We start from the raw sequence: 18917 nt of genomic DNA, 5'->3' as shown, positions 1-18917 counted from the left end.
AAATTATTGAAGCGGGGCGCAACCGGGGACTCATGGCGCAAGCGAACTTCATCACCATCGGCCACCTCTCGCGGCGTACGGGCGTCGCCGTATCGGCGCTGCGCTTTTACGAAGAGAAGGGCCTGCTCCATCCGCTGCGCACGGGCGGCAACCAGCGGCGCTTCCTCAAGAGCGATATCCGCCGCGTCAGCTTCGTCCTGATCGCGCAGAAGCTGGGGCTGGGACTCGCCGAGATCGAGGAGCAGTTGGCCAAGCTGCCCGAGGGCCGCAACCCGACACTGGCCGACTGGCAGAAGATCAGCCGCGCCATGCGCGAGCAGATCGACGACAAGATCCGCCTGCTCAACCGCACCCGCAACCAGCTGGACCAGTGCATCGGCTGCGGCTGCCTCAGCCTGCAGAAGTGCCAGCTCTACAACAAGGATGACCAGCTTGGCCTGAAGGGGCCGGGGCCGAGGGCCGTTCTCGATTAGGCGCGGTGCCGGACTCGAGGCTAAAGCCCCAGGTCCTTCATGCAGCGTTCGATCACCTCGCGCCCGGCGGTCCGGGCGAAGGGGAAGGACTGGAAGAAGGTCTCGACCTTGAAGTCCGGATCGGCGGCCTTGACCTTGGCCAGCCACATGGCCGCTTCTTCGGGGCGACCGGCAAGCTGCGCGGTGACTCCCGCGATCAGCTCGATGTGCTTGTGCGCACCCGGCATCATGGCGGCCTTGGTCCCCAGTTCGGCGGCACGCTCGATATCGCCCATCTGCAGGTGCGTCAGCGACCGGCTGGAGACCATGGCATAGGCCAGCGGATCCAGCGGGCTGAGGTCCAGCGCCATGGCCAGGTCGCGGTCGGCTTCCTCCGCCTTGCCTGCCATCGTGTTGACCAGCCCGCGATTGTAGAGGCCCTGCGCAAAGCTGGGAGCGAGGCCCGTGGCGCGGTCGAACCAGTCGACCGAATCGCCCAGCCGCCCGTCGAGCCACAGGCTGCGCCCGACATTGAAGTGCGCGAAGGGATCGAGCCGGTCGGCCTCCACCGCGCGGTGCGCGAACTGGCGGGCCTGCTCCATCTCCGCCGCCGGATCGCCGGCATATTTCAGGAAAGCATTCTGGAAATGGGTGAAGGACAGCCCGCCCATGGCGCGCGAGGACCACGGGTCCAGCTGCAGTGAATGGGCGAACAGGTCCGACGCACGGGCGTTGTCGGCCTTGTTGAAGCGGTACATGTGGTCCAGCCCCAGGTGCATGGCCGACCATGCATCGAGGTCGGCCATTGGCCGGCCGCGCGCCAGGCGGACCTCGTTACGCGGAATCTGCACTTCCAGTGCGTTGACCACCTGCGCCTCGATCTCGGGGCGCATGTCCTGCAGCTCGCGCAGGCCGCTGCGGTACTGTTCCGCCCAGATCGTGCCGCCGCGCGTGGTATCGACCAGGCTTGCGGTAACGGCGACGCTGTCGGCGAATGTTTCGACCGTGCCGGTGAGGCAGTAGCGCACGCCAAGCTGTTTCCCAACGGCGACCGGATCGGTATCCGGCGCGCGGAAGCGGAAGCTCGATCCGCGCGCGATTACGAACAGCCAGCCGAAGCGCGACAGGTCCATCAGCACATCGGCGGGCAGGGCGTCGGCGATGATATCGTGCGGGCCGCTCGGTCCGGCCAGCTGGAACGGCAGAACGGCAATCGAGGGGCGACCGTCCAGCGCCGGGGGCGCGGGGGCGGGCGCTTCGGGAGCGGCCTCGATCACCTGTGCCGGTGCCGCGCCGCTGACGCTGACCTCGCCGACGAAGCGGAAGCCCTTGCCGTGGATCGTCCGGATCAGCAGCTGGTCCTTGCCGTTGTCGCCGATCGCCTTGCGCGCCGCCTTGATCCGCGCGGCAACGGCGGACTCCGACACGATCCGTCCGTCCCAGACCTGGTCGATGATCTCGTCCTTGCTGACCATGCGGCCGTGGTTCTCGGCCAGCAGCAGCATCAGGGTGAGCACCTGCGGTTCGACGTGCACATGGGCACCGGCCTGCCGCAGCTCGAACTGCGCGGCGTCGAGCTCGTAGTCGCCGAAGCGGTAGATTCGCTGGCCTGATCCCGACAAATGCAGCCCCTTCCCGCAATCTTCATGAAAAGGTCAGCCATCTTCATGCCCGCGTCAAGCATTGCCGGAAAAGCGGGCGTATCTCCCGGTCATCGGATCAGCCGATCCCGAACACCAACAAGGAGAATTGAAATGCCGCTCGTTACCATCGATGTCATCAAGGACGTTTTCACCGAAGAGCAGAAGCACGAACTGATCGACAATGTCACCGAAGCCATGGTGAAGGTCGAAGGCGAAGCCATGCGCCCCGTGACCTGGGTGCGGATCATGGAAGTCGAACAGGGCGACTGGGCCATCGGCGGCCAGCGCCTGGGCGCCAGCGATGTCCACGCCATGTCCGGCAAGAAAGCCGCCTGACGCGCGCCTTCACCGGCTGGAAGAAAGGGCCGTCCTGCCGAGAGGTGGGGCGGCCTTTTTGCGTCCGGCGAGCGCGATTGCGGGTCCGCTCGGGAATTGGTAACTTGCGCAAATGGCTGAGACATTTTCCCATGGAACAGTCCACGTGGCGGGCGAAGACATGCAGGCCGCGCTGCTGGCCGACGAGGAAGCGCTGGCCCTGTGGCAAGCCCTCACCCCGCTGGCACGCAACGAATACATCTGCTGGGTCGACGACGCCAAGCGCGCTCCTACTCGCGAGAAGCGCATCGCGCGAACAGTGGAGAGCCTGCTCGAAGGCAAGCGCCGCCCGTGCTGCTGGCCGGGCTGCATTCATCGCACCGACAAGGCGCCGAGCAAGTGGCAGCGGGACAATTTGCTGAAGGAAAAGTAGGCGCCGCCTGCTTCCCTGTCAGGACCTCCGCCGCGCCGGTTCGTATCGCGGCTATCCCTTCACCGGTCGCAGGTAGATCAGCCAGTAGACCAGCGCGACCAGCACGCCGCCGCCGACCACGTTGCCCAACGTGACGAACAGCAGGTTTCCCAGCAGGCCGGCCACATCGGCTTCGGCACCGGCAAGGATGCCGACGGGGATCATGTACATGTTGGCGACCGAGTGCTCGAACCCGAGCGCGACGAAGGCCGTGATCGGGAAGACGATCACCGCCATCTTGCCCGACACGCTATGGGCGGCGAAGCACATCCACACGGCGAGGCAGACCAGCACGTTGCACAGCACCCCGCGGAAAAAGGCCTCGCTGGCGGGCAGCGCCATCTTGGCTTCCGCGACACTGATGGCCGTGGCCCCTACGTCGCTTCCGTCCAGCAGGCCGGTCAGGTGCACCAGCACGGCCGTACCGACCCCGCCCACCATGTTCCCGACATAGACGATGCCCCAGTTGCGCAGCAGCTGGCCCCAGGTGATCCGCCCGTCAGCGCGCGCGAGCACGATCAGGCTGTTGCCGGTGAACAGCTCCGCGCCGCCGATGATGACGAGCACCAGGCCGAGCGAGAAAGCCAGCCCGCCGATCAGCCGGGTTGGCCCCATGCCCAGTTCGCTGCCGGTGATCGTGGCGGTGAAGAAGGCTGCGCCCATGGCGATAAAGGCTCCCGCGAGCACTGCGAGGGCGAAGACCTGCACGAAACCGAGCTTGGCCTTGCGGACCGCCACGTCTTCCACCAGTTGCGCGATGCGGGCAGGCGATACGACGTCCAGCGGGTGCGGCTCGTTGCTCATGGTCTCGGGGCTCCCAAGGCTGGCGCTACTCAGCCGCCAGCGCTTCCGCCTCGCCAAGGTCCACGCTCACCAGCCGCGAAATGCCGCGTTCGACCATGGTCACGCCGAACAGGCGGTGCATGCGGCTCATGGTGACGGCGTTGTGGGTGACGATCAGGTAACGCGTCGCGGTTTCCTGGTTCATCGAATCGAGCAGGTCGCAGAAGCGTTCGATATTGGCATCGTCGAGCGGCGCGTCGACTTCGTCCAGCACGCAGATAGGGGCCGGGTTGGTCAGGAACAGTGCGAAGATCAGCGCCGTAGCGGTCAGCGCCTGTTCGCCGCCTGACAGCAGGCTGAGCGACTGCAGGCGCTTGCCCGGCGGCTGGGCGAAGATCTCGAGACCGGCTTCGAGCGGATCGTCGCTGTCGATCAGCGCGAGGTGCGCCTCGCCGCCGTCGAACAGGCGGGAGAACAGCCGCTTGAAGTGCTCGTTCACCTCGTCAAAGGCCTTGCGCAGCCGCTCGCGACCCTCGCGGTTGAGGTTGCCGATGGAGCCGCGCAGGCGGGCCACGGCCTCGACCAGTTCGGCCTGTTCCTCGGCGCTGGCGCCGTGTTCTTCCTCGATCCGCGCCAGTTCCTCGGCGGCGACCAGATTGACCGGGCCGATCCGCTCGCGGCTGGCGACGAGGCGGTCCATCTCCTCGTTCTCGGCCTGCGAATCCTTCACCGCCTCTTCGGCGAATTCGAACTTCTGCGGCAGCAGCGGCGGGGGCGACTGGAAACGCTCGCCCGACATGCGTGCCATTTCCTCGCGGCGCTGTTCCTCGTTCTCGGCGCGGGTGGCCAGCGTGGCGCGGGCTTCGCGCGCGGTGGAGAGCGCCTCGTTGAGGTCGGCGAGCCGGCTGTCGGCCTCGCGTGCCTGTTCTTCGGCTTCGCGGACGGCGGCTTCGGCCTTGGCCAGTTCTTCGCCCAGCCGCGCCCGCACGGCTTCGCCGCCTTCGATTTCCTTCATCAGCCCGGCAGGCTTGGCAGCGACTACGGCGCGTTCCTGTTCGATTTCCTCGAACCGGGTTTCCATGCCTGCAAGCCGCTGGGCAGCATCGCCGGCGCGGGCCTGCCAGCCCTTGATGTCGGCACGCTGGGTGGCGACGCGCTCGCGGGCCACGGCCAGTGCCTGGTCATGTGCGGCAAGCGCGGCGACGGCGGCCTGCGCGCTTTCGCGGGCGGCCTCGTTCTTGGCACGGGCAGCGTCGAGCGCGGCGCGGCCAGCCTCGGGATCGGGCAATTGGGCCTTGCGCGCTTCGGCAGCGCTGAGTTCGTCGGCGGCCTGCTGGCGCTGGCTTTCCAGTTCCTTGCCGCTCTGGGCCAGTTCGGCGCGGCGGTTGGCGAGGCGCTCGCGGCGGCTCTCGGCCTGGTCGAGCGCGCGCAGGGCCTGCCTCTCGTCCTCGATCTTCTGCGACAGCGCACGGTCGCGGACGACAAGGTCGCGTTGCAACTCGGCCAGTTCGGCCTGGGCGGCGTCCTGCGCGGCAGTCGCGGTGTCGACGGCTTCGCGCAGCGCGGGCAGTTCGCCTTCGAGCGCGACAAAGCGGTTGTCGGCTTCCAGTTTGGCCGCTTCGGCAGCACCTTCGCCGCGGGCGACGAATCCGTCCCAGCGGCGCAGGAAGCCGTCCTTGGTCACCAGCCATTCGCCGGGAGCGAGGTCGCGGCCGTCGTCGGCATCGGCGACGTGGACAAGTGCGAGGCGTGCCTGCAACTGATCGGGGCAGTCGCGCAGGTGCCGGGCGAGGCTGTCCGTCACGGGCGAGGGCGGCTTGGACCCGGTCCAGAACCGGCCATCGGCGCCGCCTTCGGGCGCGCCGAGCGGTGAGCGGGCATCGCGGCCCAGCACCGCGGCCAGCGCGCGCTCGTAGCCGGGTTCGGCGGCGAGCTTGTCGAGCGCGGCGGGGAGGCCGTGCTTGCCCGATTTCTGCCGCTCGCGCGCTTCGCGGTCGCGCTTCAGCGCCTGCCATTCGCGTTCGATGCCAGCCAGTTCGGCCTTGGCGGTGGAGAGCGTGGAGCCGGCAGCATCGCGCGCTTCGGTCAACTCGTCCTTGCGGGCGCGGGCGGCATCCAGTTCCTCGCGCAGGCTGGCGACCTCTGCCTGTGCGGCGGCGACCGCCTGTTGCGCTGCCGCGACATCCTCTTCGGGATCGCTTTCGCCCAGCAGCGCGGTGCGCGCGTCGTCCAGCCGCCGGACTTCGGCCTCCAGTCGTTCGACCCGCGACCTGGCCTGCGCGATCTCGGCTTCGGCCACACGCCATTCGGCCTCGACACCGGCATGGTCTGCCGTGGCGTTGGCCAGTGCCAGCTCGGCCTTGCGCGCGGCGCTTTCGGCCTTTTCGACCGAGTTCTGGAATTCGGGCCGCCGTGCTTCGTCTGTCACCAGCGCCTTGGCCCCGCTGTCGAGCGCGACTTCGAGTTCGCGCAGGGCATTGGCAGCATCGCGCGTCATGCGGTCGGCATCGACCTTGTCTTCCTCCAGCCGCGCCTTCTGCCGGTCGAGGTCGCGCAGGCGTTCTTCGGCGGCTTCGAGCTGGCTGGCGAGGGCGGCCATGCGGTGGCCGTGGGCCGAGGCATCGTCGCGCCGGTCCGCCAGTTCGTCACGCAATTCGTGGAGCCCTTCGGCCAGCGCGGCCTGTGCCTTCTGTGCCTCGCGCGCCAATTCCTGCGCCTCGGCAACCTTGCTTTCCGCCGTGTGTGCCTGTTCGCGCGCAGCCTCGGCAGCAGCGGCAGCATCGCGCCAGCGGGCGAACAGCAGGCGGGCTTCGGCGACGCGGATCTGGTCGGACAGGACCTTGTAGCGTTCCGCCTGCTTGGCCTGCCGCCGCAGCGAGGCGATCTGCGAGTCCTGGCTCGCCATCAGGTCTTCGAGGCGTTCGAGGTTCTTCTCGGTGCTGCGCAGCTTGCTCTCGGCATCGCGGCGGCGGACGTGGAGACCGGCGATTCCCGCCGCTTCTTCCAGCATCATGCGCCGTTCGACCGGCTTGGCAGCGATCACCTGGGCGATCTTGCCCTGGCTCACCAGCGCGGGGCTGTGTGCGCCGGTGGCAGCGTCAGCGAAAATCAGGCCAACATCCTTGGCGCGCACGTCGTCGCCGTTGAGGCGGTAGGCGCTGCCCGCACCGCGTTCGATCCGGCGGGTAACTTCGAGCGGTTCGCCCTTGTCGTCGGTGGCGTGCAGCTGGACCTCGGCAAAGTCGCGCGGCGGGCGCGCGGTGGTGCCGGCGAAGATCACGTCTTCCATCCCGCCCGACCGCATGGACTTGGGCGAGTTTTCGCCCATCACCCAGCGGATCGCTTCGAGCAGGTTGGACTTGCCGCAGCCGTTGGGGCCGACGACCCCGGTCAGGCCCGGTTCGATGCGCAGTTCGGCAGGCTCTACGAAGCTCTTGAAGCCGCTTAGTCTAAGCTTGCGAAACTCCATAGGCGCCTGCCGCTACCCCTTAGCCTTCAGCCGGGCGCGCCCCTGCGTTCTGCAGCAGGGGCTCGAGGCTGGGCCACGAGCGTTCTTCGAGCACGCGGCCGTTGAGGATGAAAGTGGGAGTGGAGTTGATGCCCAGTTCGTCGGACTGCTCGGTCGAGCGGTCACCGATGGCGATCACGGATTCGGCGTCGGACAGGCAGGCTACGGCCTGGTCGTTGCTGATCCCGCGCGAAGCGAAGAAATCGAGGAAGCCGGAGGCCTGGGCGACCATCACGAAGCGTTCTTCCTCGGCAACGTCACCCATGGCCTGCAGTACCGGCTGCGACTGGCCCATCTGGTTCTGCAGCTGGCCGAGGTTGGCCCAGACCTGGTTCGACAGCGGGTGGAAGCTTTCCGGTGCCGAGCAGCGCACCAGGCGCGCCAGCGCCAGGTCCCAGATGTTGTGCACCTGGTTGCGCAGTTCGTAGGAGACGAGGCCGGTGCTGACGTAGTCTTCCACCAGCGGACGTTCGCCGGTCTGCGAGAAGTTGGCGCAAGCCGGGCAGGTGAGCGAGGCATATTCGACCAGCTTGATCGGCGCGTCGGGGTTGCCCAGCAGGTAGCCGTCGCTGTCGGTGATCTCGACCGTCTCGGTCCACAAGGAACCGGCGGGCGCTTCGATCGGGTCGAGCGCCGCGACGGGGCCGTCTTCTTCACCGCCACCACAGGCGGATAGCGCCAGCGCGAGCGGCGCGGCGAGGGTGGCGAAAGCGATACGGCGCGAAATGGTCATGTCGAAAATCCTGTCATGATCTGTCCGGCCCCCGGGCAATTCCCAGTTTAGACCGGTCTATGGTGGCTTTGAAAACCGCCGATCCGGGCGAATCGGCGTTTTTGCACAGGGTTGTCCCCTATTCGGCGGAGGTTTCAAGCAGCGAAGGGTCGTCCATCACGTGCTGGAGCACTTCCCAGGAGTGCACGCCGTCAAGCAGCGTGCCGTTGATGGCGAAGCTCGGCGTGCCGGCAAGGTCCCATTCGGCGGTGTTGGCTTCGTGTGCGGCGATGATTTCCTGGGTCTTGGCTTCGTCGGACAGGCAGCGGTCCACCTGGGCGCGGGTCATGCCGCGCGGCTCCATCAGTTCGTGAAAGTCGAGATCGTCGCCGATGGCGCGCATTCGCGACGGGATCGGGCCGCTCGACCAGCGCTGCATCTGCGCATCTGTGGCTTCGCGAGCCTTTTCCATCCAGCGGTCCTGCGACAGCATCAGTGCGCGGTGGTTGCCGAAGAAGTCTTCGGGCGCGCCGCATTGCGCCACCAGCGTGGCGGCAAGGTCTACCGGGTTGCGCAGGTAGCTGCGCACTTCGACCTGGGCCAGGCCCTGGTGCAGGTAATGCAGGCGCATGGCCGCATCCGACTGTTCTTCGAAATGCGCGCAGTGCGGACAGGTGTAGCTGACGAATTCGATCAGGTGCAGCTGCGCGTCGGGATTGCCGACAAGGTGGCCGCGATCGGTCTGTTCGTAGGTGAGGTTCCAGTCCTGCGCTACCACCATGGTGACCGGTGTCACCGCCAGTGCCAGAGCGGCTATTGCCCAGCGTTTCATTCCTGTTCGTCCTTCTCTTCCTGGTGCGCGACGGATCGCGCCAGCGATTCCAGCACGGCGCGCAGCTCGGGATCGCCGATATCGCGCAGACTGTCGCCCAATTCCATAGGGATCGGCTTGAGCGAGGGTGGGGCCGTGCGTTTTTCCTGAGCAGCCGGCGGCTTAACCGCACCTTGCCGGATTTTGGCCCGCACCACGGCGCGATAGCCGAAGAAGCGGTTCACCCGCTCGATGATCTCGGGAATCACGTGCTGGATCAGCGGCGCGTGCGCGGGCAGCACCACCAGCTGCAGGATGCCTTCGCTCTTCTCGCCCGGCGGGAAGCGGATGGATTCCGGCGCGCAGACCTTGGCGTGCTGCGGGCCGACGATCTCCGGCCAACGGGTGACCACCGAGCTCTGCACGAAGCCGAAGCGGCGGAAGGCCGCGCGGCCGATCTGCGGCACGAGGTCCGCCACAGGCTTGGCCGGACCGCCGCGCGGGCGCTCGTAGGGCTTCGCCGTCTTGCGCGCAGGGCGCTTCGGCGGAGTCTTCCCCGGCTTCGATGGTGGATCGCGTTCCATGGCTGGCGCTCCCATGCCATAGCGCGCGCGTGTCCGCCACCGTCTCTGCCTTGCTCCTGGACTGGTACGATCGCTCAGCGCGCGACTTGCAGTGGCGTGCGAGACCAGGTGCGCCGCGCCCGGATCCCTACCGCGTATGGCTGTCCGAGGTCATGCTGCAGCAGACCACCGTGGCGGCTGTCGCGCCTTACTTCGCCGGGTTCGTCGAGACCTGGCCCACGGTCGAGGCGCTGGCCGCCGCGCCGGAGGAGGAGGTCATGGCCGCATGGGCGGGTCTCGGCTACTACTCGCGAGCGCGAAACCTGGTGAAATGCGCGCGGCAAGTCGCGGAAATGGGAGGCTTTCCCAGAACCGAAGCCGAATTGCGCAAGCTGCCGGGGCTGGGCGACTATACCGCGGCTGCGGTCGCCGCGATTGCTTTTGGCGAGCGCGCGGTGGTGGTCGATGCCAATGTCGAGCGGGTGGTGGCGCGGCTCTTCGCTATTCGTGATCCGTTGCCCGCCGCGCGCAAGGAAATCCGCGCGGCGGCCGATGCGATCACGCCGGACGAGCGCGCGGGCGACTTCGCGCAGGCCATGATGGACCTCGGCGCGACCATTTGCTCGGCGCGTGATGCCAAGTGCCTGCTCTGTCCGCTATCTGGCGAGTGCCGGGGCAGGGCCGAAGGCGATCCGCTCACGCTGCCGGTCAAGGCGCCCAAGAAGGCCAAGCCCAGCCGGACAGGCACGGCCTTCTGGATCGAGCGCGAGGGTGAGGTCTGGCTGGTCAAGCGGCCCGGCACCGGCATGCTTGGAGGCATGCGCGCCTTGCCCGACGACGGCTGGTCAGCGCGCGGCGACGGCCATGGCGACGCGCCGCTGGCAGGGGCGTGGAAGGCGGGCGGCGTGGTGCGCCACTCCTTCACCCATTTCGACCTCGAACTGGGCGTTGCCGTTCATGCGGGCGAAAAACCGGTCATCGAAGGCGAAGGCGAGTGGTGGGCAGTCGAGGAAATCGAAGCTGCCGGACTGCCGACCCTGTTCGCCAAGGCGGCGCGGCTGGTGCTGGCGTCTCGGGACTAGACTAGAGGATGCCGCCGCCCAGCCACAGGCGGATCACGGCGATTACCATCACGACGAGGCAGAAGTTGCGCCCGCTATTGCTGCTCGACAGTGCGCCAAGGCCTGCGCCCACGGCGAGGAATGGCAGGGCCAGCCAGTTGAGCGAGCCGAGCAGGGGAATCTGCCCGACAATCACGACAACCAGCGAAACGAGTCCGATGAGGATCGAGAGAATGTTCAGCATGTGTTATACATAGATAACACAGTGGCATCCTGCAACCTTGTCGCAGGAAAAATCGCTGCGTAAGGCTGTTGCCACAAAACATTGCCAGGATGCCTTTCCATGCAGCACCAGACCCTGACCGCCGCTTTCAGCCGCCGCGCGCTCTTCCGCAGCAGCGCCATGATGGGAGCGGGCGCGGCCTTCTCATCGCTGCCGTTCTCTGCCGCATGGGCGCGCGAAGGCAGCGTGACGCGCTGGCCGGGAGTGGCGCAATTCGTGAACGGGTTTGTCGGCGAAGGCGACGTTGCCTGCATGATCGCCACCATGGGCTGGGGGCAGCAGGAAGCCGACACCATTGCCGTGGGACAGCGCAGCTTCGGCGGCTCGGGCGGCGTCGATGCCGATACCCTGTTCCGCATCTATTCGATGACCAAGCCGATCACCGGCCTCGCCACGGTTCTCTGTATCGAGGACGGCCTGCTGTCGCTCGACCAGCCGCTGGCCGAGATCCTTCCCGCCTTCTCCAACATGCAGGTTCAGCGCCAGTACGACGGGCCGATCACGGCAGATAATCTCGAACCGGCCGAGCGGCAGATCACCATCCGACATTTGCTGACGCACACTTCGGGCCTCGGCTATTCGATCGTCCAGCAGGGACCGATTGCCGATGCCTATGTCGAGGCGGGACTTGTGCCCGGACAGGTCACGCGCCTGCCGCTGCCCGGTGCCTTCCGCGGCGAGGCGGTGGACAGCCTTGAACTGTTCGCGGACCGGCTGGCCACAATGCCGCTGGTCCACCAGCCGGGCACGCGCTGGTCCTATTCGGTCTCGCTCGACCTGCTGGGCCGTGTGATCGAGGTGGTGAGCGGGAAGAGCTTCGACACCTTCCTGCAGGACCGCATCCTTGGCCCCTGCGGCATGACCTCCACCACCTTCCGCGTCGCCGAACAGGACAAGGGCCGCCTCACGGCCAATTACTTCCTGCTGGGCGACGTGCCGGTGCCCATCGACCTGCCAGACAGCTCGATCTACCTCGACGAACCGGCCTTCCCCTTCGGCGGGGCGGGGCTCGTTTCCAGCAGCAACGATTACGACCGCTTCCTGCGCATGCTGGCAGGCTGGGGCATGATCGAAGGCAACCGTGTTGTCAGCGAACCGGCGGTGCGGCTGGCAACCTCCAACCTGTTCCCGGATACCCTTGCCGGCGACGACGGCTTCAGCAGCGGCGGGCGCACCTTCGGCTTCGGTGCCGGCGGGCTCGTGGGCCTTGGCACGGCAGAAGGCCTATACGGCTGGTTCGGTGCAGCCGGCACGGCAGGCCTCGTCAACATGAAGTGGGGCCTGCGCCACAACCTGATGACGCAGTACATGCCCTCCACCGAATTGCCGGTGCAGAACGAGTTCCCGCTGGTTGTCGCCGCGGACGCCGCCAACCAGATGGGAGCCTGATGGCCCACCTTTCCTTTACCGGTCACGACCTCGATCGTGACGACCATACCCGTGCCGACCCTGAAAGACTGGCAGCCATGCGCGCCCGCGGCGACGCGCGCCTGCTCGTGCTCGACGGGTTGCTGCCGCAGCTCGACGAGCACGGGCTGGTGATCTCCGACCTGTCTGGCATCGGCGACGATACAGAGCTGGTCTACCTCGGACTGCGCGGCGGCGCGCCGCTGTTCGTGCAGGTTCCGCCCGAAGGCGACATGCGGCAGGCGGTCACCCTGCGCGAGACCATGCTGGCGCTGATGCGGCTGGACCCGGCGGAACTGGCCATGTTCGGCGGTGCGCGAAGCGTGGCCGACTGGCACGCCCGCCACCGTTTCTGCGCGCGCTGCGGCGGCCATACGCAGATCGCCAAGGGCGGCTGGCAGCGCAATTGCACCTCCTGTGAAGGGCAGCACTTTCCCCGCGTCGATCCCGTGGCAATCATGCTGGTAGAGAACGAGGGCGACCTGCTGATGGGACGTGGCAAGGGCTGGCCCGACCGCGCCTACTCGGCGCTCGCAGGTTTCATCGAACCCGGCGAGTCCATCGAGGAAGGCGTGGTGCGCGAAGTGCTGGAGGAAGTCGGCGTTAAGGTACGCGACGTCAGCTATATCGCCAGCCAGCCGTGGCCGTTCCCCTCGCAGCTGATGATCGGCTGCCACGGTTTCACCGACAACCGCGAGCTCACCATCGACTATACCGAGATCGAGGACGCGCGCTGGTTCACCCGCGCAGAAGTGGCCGAGGCGATGGAGAATGGCCGCCATGCGGAGAGCTTCATTCCACCGCTGCCCACTGCTATTGCCTCCTACATGCTGACCTGGTGGCTGGAGCAAGACTGATGGGTGTACCGATTGTTGTAGACATATGGTCGGACGTCATGTGTCCGTGGTGTCTCGTCGGCTACCGCTCGTTCAAGCTGGGCGTCGAGCAGGCGGGCGACGATGTCGACGTGACGATTCGCTGGATGCCCTTCGAGCTGAATCCCGACATGGCCCCCGAAGGCCGCGAGCAGGCGAAGCACCTCGCCAAGGTCTACAACCGCACCGAGGAAGAGATCGAGCAAATGCGCGCACAACTGGCCGCAGCGGCCGAGCGCGTGGGTTTCTCGATGGCATGGCAGGGGGAAGGCGAGGAACCGCCCGCGAAGATGTGGAACACCTTCGACGCGCACAAGCTGCTGCGCTGGGCACTCGCCGAATATGGCCCGCCAGAGCAGACCGCGCTGAAGGAGGCCATGTTCGCCGCGCACTTCCAGCAGCGCGCCAACATGGGCGACCGCGAGGTGCTGCTGGGCCTGTGCGCGGAAGCGGGGCTGGACCGCGCCAAGGCCGCCGAGGCACTCGATGACGATGCGCTGGCCATTGCCGTGCGTTCGGAAGAAGAGCGCGGGCGCGAGCACGGCATCACTGCCGTTCCGACCTTCGTCATCAATTACAAGTATATGCTGCAAGGCGCGCAGGAACCCGACGCTTTCGCCCGCGCACTGCTCCAGATCGCCAATATGGAAGCAGCGGCCTAGGACTTATTGCGTTCGCGCTGGATCTCGGCCCGCGTTTTCGGGCCCTTCTTCGCGTCTTCTGCGGGATTGTCGCTACCGACCACCGGTTCGCGGTTGTCGGGCGTGGTGGCGCGCTTGAGCTCGTCGCGGCTGCCGACGCGGGTGTTCACCTCGCCGCCGGAACGGTCCTGCTGCGATGGTGTCTCCTCGTCGCGCATGCGATCGATCAGGTCCTTGTCGGAATGGGTTTTCTGGCGTTCGGGCATCGACTTTCTCCTTTCCCAGACAACGGGACAGAGAAGCGCAAGGTTCCGAAACTGTGCCGCCGGCGGCGGGCTATGATCAGGCCTTGTCCGGCTCGTAATCGTTGGCAACGGGCTGCTGCCCCACTTGCTGCGAGTTACCCGGTGTTTCCAGCACATGTTCCATCTGCGCCTCTTCACCCTGCGCGAAGGTGAACGCGCTCTGGTGCCGATGCTTGAGCCACGGCATGCAGGCTTCGTGCAGGCGTGCGATAAGCTCAGGATTGGGATGGACGGTTTTGTGGTCGGTCATAAGAATCGCTCCAGCCCCTTAATAAGGACCGTGCAGCTTTATGGTTCCTGAGCAGGTAAGGATTCAAGCGATTCTGTGCTGACTGTCCCGATTCAGGCCCGGCCTGCCAGATTGCGCCGGGTTGTCAGATCAGACCCAGCCGCGACAGCTTGCCCGCCAGCTTGCCGGGAATGATTTCGCCGATATCTTCTCCATCGCCGAGGTCGCGCGGAGGTTCGCCCTTGAGGTAACGCCAGCCCTGGTGTGCGCGTTTGGGGCGCGGCATGACGCGGACCAGCCTGGGCTCGACATTGATCCACCAGCGGCCATTGTCCTGCTGCTCGTAGCCAAGAATTGTCGAGCGGGCGACGATGTTGTGCTCGTGGATCCAGTAGAGCGAGCCGCCGATGGTCTCCTCCCACCGCGTCGGGCGATAGCGGGTGTTGACCTTGAAGCTCTTACGGTTGGCGTACCATTCCTCGATATCGGCAAAACTCTTGGCGCCGAAAGCGATCTTGGTCAGGTTGAGCGGCATGAGGACTAGATAGGGCATCGGGCGAACACCTCAAGCCCAACACCACAAGCCCAACACCACAAGCCCAACACCACAAGCCCAACACCACAAGCCCAACACCACAAGCCTTGCCAAGCGCGCATCCCCGTCGCAGTCTGGACGGCAAAGGGAACGGGGAGAAAATCGATGCATAAACTGGTGGCAATGGCGGCTCTCGCCGTGGCGGCATGCAGTCCGGCGGCGGACAATACGGCGGAGAGCGATCCGGGAGAGCAGCTTTACAGCGATCCCGACGTGGGCGCTGCCGGCAACCTGACGACGGGCATGGTGCGCGACGCGGCGGACCTCGTCACCGACGGCAAGGTTTACCGCCTTGGCGTGGTCAGCGGCCCCGACAGCCCGGTGTTCGGTGACCGCTCCTACGCCATGGAGATCATCGACCTCGGCATGTTCGGCCCCAACGAGGTGACCGGCAACGACGACCGCGTGACAACCCACCTCGGCATCGGCACGCAGATCGACGGGCTGGGGCACATCGGCATTTCCGGGGTGCACTATAACGGCGTGCCGCGCAGCGAAGTCGTGCAGCCGGACGGGCTGGTGCGCTACGGGGCGGAGAACATCCCGCCCATCGTCACGCGCGGCGTGATGATCGACATGGCCGCCTATCGCGGCGTCGAGGTGAACGAACCGAACGACAGCTTCGGCGCGGCAGACCTGCAGGCCGCGGCAGAGGCGCAGGGAGTCGAGGTGCGCCGCGGTGACGTGGTACTGGTCCACACCGGCTGGCTGGCACGGATCGGCGAGCCCGACGTGTTTATCAACCAGGCACCCGGCATCAATGGCGACGCGGCGGACTGGCTGGCGGAGCAGGGCGTGGTGGCCGTCGGGTCCGACAGTTCCTCGGGCGAAACCAACGCGCCCGATCCGGAAGGCCGGGTCCTGCCGGTCCACGCCACGCTGATTGCCGAGCACGGCATCTATATCCTCGAAACAGTCGACACCCGCGAACTGGCGGCGGACGGCACGCACGAATTCATGTTCGTCCTCGGCGCCCCGCGCCTGCAGGGCAGCGTGCAGGCGATCGTCAATCCGGTAGCCATCAGGTGAGGGGCAGGCTCATGAAACGCATTGCGATTGCTGCTGCGGCCCTGGCCATGGCCGGCTGCGGGCAAACGGCGGAGGAGGACGTCGAAGCGGCTGCGACCGAAGAAACTGCCGAGGCTAGTGTCGCGGCGATCACTCCTGGCCTCTACGCCGTGGGCGACGAGACCACGGAATACGGCCGTTCGCAGCTGAACGCCGACGGCACCTATGTCGACATGAACGGCGAAGAGGTCGTCGGCACCGGCACTTGGAGCGCCGAGGGTGCGACCATGTGCTTCGATCCCGAAGGCGACGACCTGGGGCAGCAGGAACGCTGCTGGACCAACGCGCCGCCGGACGCAGACGGCAGCTTCATGACGACGCGCGATGACGGCAGCGAGTCCTACCGCGTGACGCCCATCACCGGGTAGCTACAAGCTGCGACACTTTTGGAAGTTGCATTTCAGTCTTTCTGCGGCAAACTGGACAGAATCAATTAGCACGGGGCGGGAAAGCCCCGGATGAGGGGATTTCTGTTATGCGTCTGCAGCCTGGACTGTATCTTTCGTGCCTGCTGGCTTCGGCTTCGCTCCTGCCGGTGGCGGCAGTGGCGCAGGACGACCATGCCCAGATGGAGCACGCCGCGGCGGCACCTGCTGCGGCCTTGCGCACGGTCATGTGGTCCGATCCCGCAGCCTGGCCGGACGGCGAAGTGCCGGGCGAGGGCGATGCCGTCACCATTCCGCGCGGCACCGAAGTGGTGCTCGACGTCAGTCCGCCGGCCTTGCGTTCGATCACCGTCAACGGTGCGCTGCGCTTTGCCGAGGATCGCGACCTCAGCCTCGAGACCGAGTGGATCTACCTGCGCGGCGGCACCCTGCAGATCGGCAGCGAGCATGAGCCATACACGCACCAGGCTTCGATCACCCTGACCGACGAGTTTCCCGGCGAAGACATCAACACCATGGGCGACCGCGGCATCGTTTCGATGGCGGGTACGATCAGTCTGCACGGCGACCGCGAGCATACCTGGACCCAGCTCGCCGCCACGGCTGAGGCGGGAGCGAACCAGATCCAGGTGCTCGATGCCTCCGGCTGGCGCACGGGCGACGAGATCGTCCTCGCCTCCACCGACTTCGACCCCCGCCAGGCCGAGCGCCGCACGATCACCGCCATCAGCGGCAACAGCCTCACGCTCGATGCACCGCTCGAATACATGCACTTCGGCGAGGTCACCTACGGCGTGGACCAGCGCGGCGAAGTCGGCCTGCTGACGCGCAATATCCGCATCCAGGCCTCGGAAGACGCGGACGAGGACTATTTCGGCGGCCACATCATGGCCATGGCCGGCAGCACGGTGAACATCTCGGGCGTGGAACTCAGCCGCATGGGCCAGCACCTGACGCTGGCGCGCTATCCGATGCACTGGCACCTCGTCGGCGAAGCCGCGGGGCAGTACATCCAGAACAGCTCGATCCACGACACCTACAGCCGCTGCGTCACCGTCCACGGCACCAACAACGCGCGGGTGGAAAACAACGTTACCTTCAACACCGTGGGCCACTGCTTCTTCCTCGAAGACGGGGTGGAGACGGGCAATCAGTTCATCCGCAACCTCGGCATCCAGACCAAGTGTCACCCGACCTTGCCCTGCGACCCGACCAACCTCGGGCCTGACGGTTCGGTCCTGGCTTCGCAGTTCGGCAGCACCGGCCAGCAGAGCGAGCATATCCTGCTGCCGTCGGACAACACCGCCTCGACCTTCTGGATCACCAATCCGGACAACGTCTACCGCGACAATGTGGCGGCAGGGTCTGACCAGATCGGCTTCTGGTTCGCCTTGCCGGTCCACCCGACGGGGGCCTTCGAAGGCACCGAGCAGAGCGCCAACACCTGGCCGCGCCGCACCCGCGTGCGCGAATTCAGCGGCAACACGGCCCATTCCAACTACGACGGGTTCATGTTCGACCGCGGGCCGAACCCCGACGGCACCTTCAGCGTCGGCGGCAGCAACTACCACTTCCCCACGGAAGATCCCGCTGACCCCGACAGCACCCCGCTGGTGTCGCATTTCGCCGACTTCACCACCTACAAGAACCGCAACGGCGGCGTCTGGGGGCGCGGCGAGCTGCACCTGTTCACCAACCTGCACGCGGCGGACAATGCCATCGGCTTCACCCACGCGGCATCGCGTGTCGGCTTCGCCGAATATACCTCGCGGGTGGAGAACGGCATCTTCGTGGGCGAGAGCGACAACGTGGGCAACCCGCGCACCCCGGAAGAGATTGCCTATGGCCGTAGCCTGCCCAACGACCTGCCGGACTTCCCCATTCGCGGCTACGAATACTACGACCTGCGGCACGACGTGGTGGACACCACCTTCGTCAACTACCAGCCGAATGAACTGCGCGATGCCGGGGCGCTGTCGTACCTGATGTACACCAGCTTCGGCATGAGCACCGAGAACGCGGTGGAGGGCGCCACCTTCGTCAATTCCAAACCGGTCAGCTTCCCGCCAATTGTCCAGCGCTGGGCGTCGGACCTTGGCCGCGGCAATGCCTGGCGCGGCGCGACCATCCACGATCGTGACGGTTCGGTGGGCGGCGTTCCGGGGGCCTATATCGTGCTCGACAACGGCATCGCCTCGGACCGCGAGACCTGCGACATCCGCCCGGCATGGGGTGCGGCCATCTGCGAGGGCGACATGGGCCGCTTCAGCGTGGGCGGCCAGTTCGGCTTCGGCAACGGCCCGATCGCCGATCCGGTCGTACTCAGCCGCGACGGGCGGCGCTTCGAATATACCGGCGAGACCACCATCCGCAGCGGCTCCGAAGTGCGCGTGGAAACGGGCCGCGACGAACTGGCGCTGTCGCTGCGCGAGATGGATGACGGCTCCTCGCTGGTGGTCGAGATTCCCGGTTTCACCGCTGCCGACGGCGGGCTGCAAGTCACCAGCGCCGAGGCGCTTCAGGCGGCAGACCAGACCGCATGGTTCGCTTCCGACGACGGCCTGTGGGTCAAGCTGGTAGTCGACGACGGCAGCGATGCAAGCATGCCAAGCCCCAGCGGCGGCGTCGGCGCCAGCCTGACCGGCCCGCGTCCGGGCGGGGCCTTCGTGGCGGGGGCGAGCCTGGTCGTGCGGCGGTAGTCGCATTCAAGTGCGGCAACAAATGTGAAGGGCGACGTTGCGACGTGCCTGGCTTGTGTGCGCGCCCTGCTCAGACGGCAGTGACCCCCTGATGGCCTTGCTCCGGCGC

General features: G+C 66.5%; 20 protein-coding genes. 10 read left to right on the top strand and 10 right to left on the bottom strand.

All coding sequences use genetic code 11. The annotated features are described in order from the left end of the window. The first annotated feature begins 32 nt into the window (after positions 1 to 32). Positions 33 to 473, top strand: a complete 441-nt coding sequence (gene soxR, locus AAEO60_RS09040) for a redox-sensitive transcriptional activator SoxR (protein WP_341673322.1) — start codon at positions 33 to 35, stop codon at positions 471 to 473. A gap of 20 nt (positions 474 to 493) precedes the next feature. Here soxR and AAEO60_RS09035 read toward each other — a convergent pair whose 3' ends face one another. Then, positions 494 to 2074 carry a winged helix-turn-helix domain-containing tetratricopeptide repeat protein gene (locus tag AAEO60_RS09035; RefSeq protein WP_341673321.1) on the bottom strand — a complete coding sequence of 527 codons (1581 nt, stop codon included), beginning with the start codon at positions 2072 to 2074 and terminating at the stop codon, positions 494 to 496. Positions 2075 to 2206: 132 nt separating this feature from the next. Between AAEO60_RS09035 and AAEO60_RS09030 the strand changes: the two genes are divergently transcribed. Together AAEO60_RS09030 and AAEO60_RS09025 are read left to right on the top strand one after the other, a co-directional pair. Further along, positions 2207 to 2431, top strand: a complete 225-nt coding sequence (locus tag AAEO60_RS09030; RefSeq protein WP_341673320.1) for a tautomerase family protein — start codon at positions 2207 to 2209, stop codon at positions 2429 to 2431. 112 nt (positions 2432 to 2543) lie between these two features. Further along, entirely contained in the window at positions 2544 to 2843 is a 300-nt protein-coding gene (locus tag AAEO60_RS09025; RefSeq protein ID WP_341673319.1) for a YdeI/OmpD-associated family protein, read from the top strand. A gap of 51 nt (positions 2844 to 2894) precedes the next feature. Here the strand turns inward: AAEO60_RS09025 and AAEO60_RS09020 are convergent, their stop codons facing one another. The 5 genes from AAEO60_RS09020 to AAEO60_RS09000 form a co-directional block, all read right to left on the bottom strand. After that, positions 2895 to 3686: a formate/nitrite transporter family protein gene (locus AAEO60_RS09020; RefSeq protein WP_341673318.1), complete on the bottom strand. Its 792-nt coding sequence runs from the start codon at positions 3684 to 3686 to the stop codon at positions 2895 to 2897. Between the two features lie 25 nt (positions 3687 to 3711). Continuing rightward, positions 3712 to 7134 (bottom strand): AAA family ATPase, encoded by a 3423-nt coding sequence (locus AAEO60_RS09015; RefSeq protein ID WP_341673317.1) that lies wholly within the window; start codon positions 7132 to 7134, stop codon positions 3712 to 3714. Positions 7135 to 7153: 19 nt separating this feature from the next. Beyond that, positions 7154 to 7906, bottom strand: coding sequence for a thioredoxin domain-containing protein (locus AAEO60_RS09010; protein WP_341673316.1), 753 nt, complete (start codon positions 7904 to 7906; stop codon positions 7154 to 7156). 118 nt (positions 7907 to 8024) lie between these two features. Then, entirely contained in the window at positions 8025 to 8717 is a 693-nt protein-coding gene (locus tag AAEO60_RS09005) for a DsbA family protein (protein ID WP_341673315.1), read from the bottom strand. Continuing rightward, positions 8714 to 9280, bottom strand: coding sequence for a DUF721 domain-containing protein (locus AAEO60_RS09000; protein WP_341673314.1), 567 nt, complete (start codon positions 9278 to 9280; stop codon positions 8714 to 8716). Before AAEO60_RS09000 ends, AAEO60_RS09005 begins: the two co-directional genes overlap by 4 nt. On the opposite strand from AAEO60_RS09000, the gene AAEO60_RS08995 reads away from it, so the two are divergent. Continuing rightward, positions 9262 to 10341: an A/G-specific adenine glycosylase gene (locus AAEO60_RS08995; RefSeq protein WP_341673313.1), complete on the top strand. Its 1080-nt coding sequence runs from the start codon at positions 9262 to 9264 to the stop codon at positions 10339 to 10341. The two genes, AAEO60_RS09000 and AAEO60_RS08995, sit on opposite strands and share 19 nt — an antisense overlap. Position 10342: 1 nt before the next feature. Here AAEO60_RS08995 and AAEO60_RS08990 read toward each other — a convergent pair whose 3' ends face one another. Then, positions 10343 to 10564, bottom strand: coding sequence for a hypothetical protein (locus AAEO60_RS08990; protein WP_341673312.1), 222 nt, complete (start codon positions 10562 to 10564; stop codon positions 10343 to 10345). 99 nt (positions 10565 to 10663) lie between these two features. Here AAEO60_RS08990 and AAEO60_RS08985 point away from each other — a divergent pair, with 99 nt between their 5' ends. From AAEO60_RS08985 to AAEO60_RS08975, 3 genes are read left to right on the top strand one after another with little or no spacing between them, the layout of a single operon-like run. Next, the gene (locus AAEO60_RS08985) at positions 10664 to 11992 is read left to right on the top strand and encodes a serine hydrolase domain-containing protein (protein WP_341673311.1); all 1329 of its coding nucleotides are present in this window, start codon (positions 10664 to 10666) and stop codon (positions 11990 to 11992) included. Continuing rightward, a complete protein-coding gene (nudC, locus tag AAEO60_RS08980; protein WP_341673310.1) occupies positions 11992 to 12867 on the top strand; it encodes an NAD(+) diphosphatase in 876 nt (291 codons plus the stop codon). Before AAEO60_RS08985 ends, nudC begins: the two co-directional genes overlap by 1 nt. Continuing rightward, positions 12867 to 13547 carry a DsbA family oxidoreductase gene (locus AAEO60_RS08975; RefSeq protein ID WP_341673309.1) on the top strand — a complete coding sequence of 227 codons (681 nt, stop codon included), beginning with the start codon at positions 12867 to 12869 and terminating at the stop codon, positions 13545 to 13547. The genes nudC and AAEO60_RS08975 overlap by 1 nt, the downstream gene beginning before the upstream one ends. Here AAEO60_RS08975 and AAEO60_RS08970 read toward each other — a convergent pair. From AAEO60_RS08970 to AAEO60_RS08960, 3 genes are all read right to left on the bottom strand, one after another. Next, positions 13544 to 13792 carry a hypothetical protein gene (locus AAEO60_RS08970; protein ID WP_341673308.1) on the bottom strand — a complete coding sequence of 83 codons (249 nt, stop codon included), beginning with the start codon at positions 13790 to 13792 and terminating at the stop codon, positions 13544 to 13546. The genes AAEO60_RS08975 and AAEO60_RS08970 overlap by 4 nt on opposite strands. A gap of 76 nt (positions 13793 to 13868) precedes the next feature. Continuing rightward, on the bottom strand, positions 13869 to 14081 hold the full coding sequence (locus AAEO60_RS08965; RefSeq protein WP_341673307.1) for a hypothetical protein: 213 nt from the start codon (positions 14079 to 14081) through the stop codon (positions 13869 to 13871). Between the two features lie 124 nt (positions 14082 to 14205). Further along, positions 14206 to 14595: a DUF1489 family protein gene (locus AAEO60_RS08960; protein ID WP_341673565.1), complete on the bottom strand. Its 390-nt coding sequence runs from the start codon at positions 14593 to 14595 to the stop codon at positions 14206 to 14208. Between the two features lie 165 nt (positions 14596 to 14760). Here AAEO60_RS08960 and AAEO60_RS08955 point away from each other — a divergent pair, with 165 nt between their 5' ends. The 3 genes from AAEO60_RS08955 to AAEO60_RS08945 all read left to right on the top strand — a co-directional run bounded on the left by AAEO60_RS08955 (position 14761) and on the right by AAEO60_RS08945 (position 18808). After that, positions 14761 to 15684, top strand: a complete 924-nt coding sequence (locus AAEO60_RS08955; protein ID WP_341673306.1) for a cyclase family protein — start codon at positions 14761 to 14763, stop codon at positions 15682 to 15684. An 11-nt stretch (positions 15685 to 15695) separates the two neighbouring features. Beyond that, entirely contained in the window at positions 15696 to 16091 is a 396-nt protein-coding gene (locus AAEO60_RS08950; RefSeq protein WP_341673305.1) for a hypothetical protein, read from the top strand. Positions 16092 to 16198: 107 nt separating this feature from the next. After that, positions 16199 to 18808 (top strand): G8 domain-containing protein, encoded by a 2610-nt coding sequence (locus AAEO60_RS08945; protein ID WP_341673304.1) that lies wholly within the window; start codon positions 16199 to 16201, stop codon positions 18806 to 18808. Positions 18809 to 18917 lie beyond the last annotated feature (109 nt).

Source organism: Aurantiacibacter gilvus (assembly GCF_038289935.1).
Lineage (GTDB): Bacteria > Pseudomonadota > Alphaproteobacteria > Sphingomonadales > Sphingomonadaceae > Alteraurantiacibacter > Alteraurantiacibacter gilvus.
This window is presented reverse-complemented; position numbering and strand designations above follow the sequence as displayed.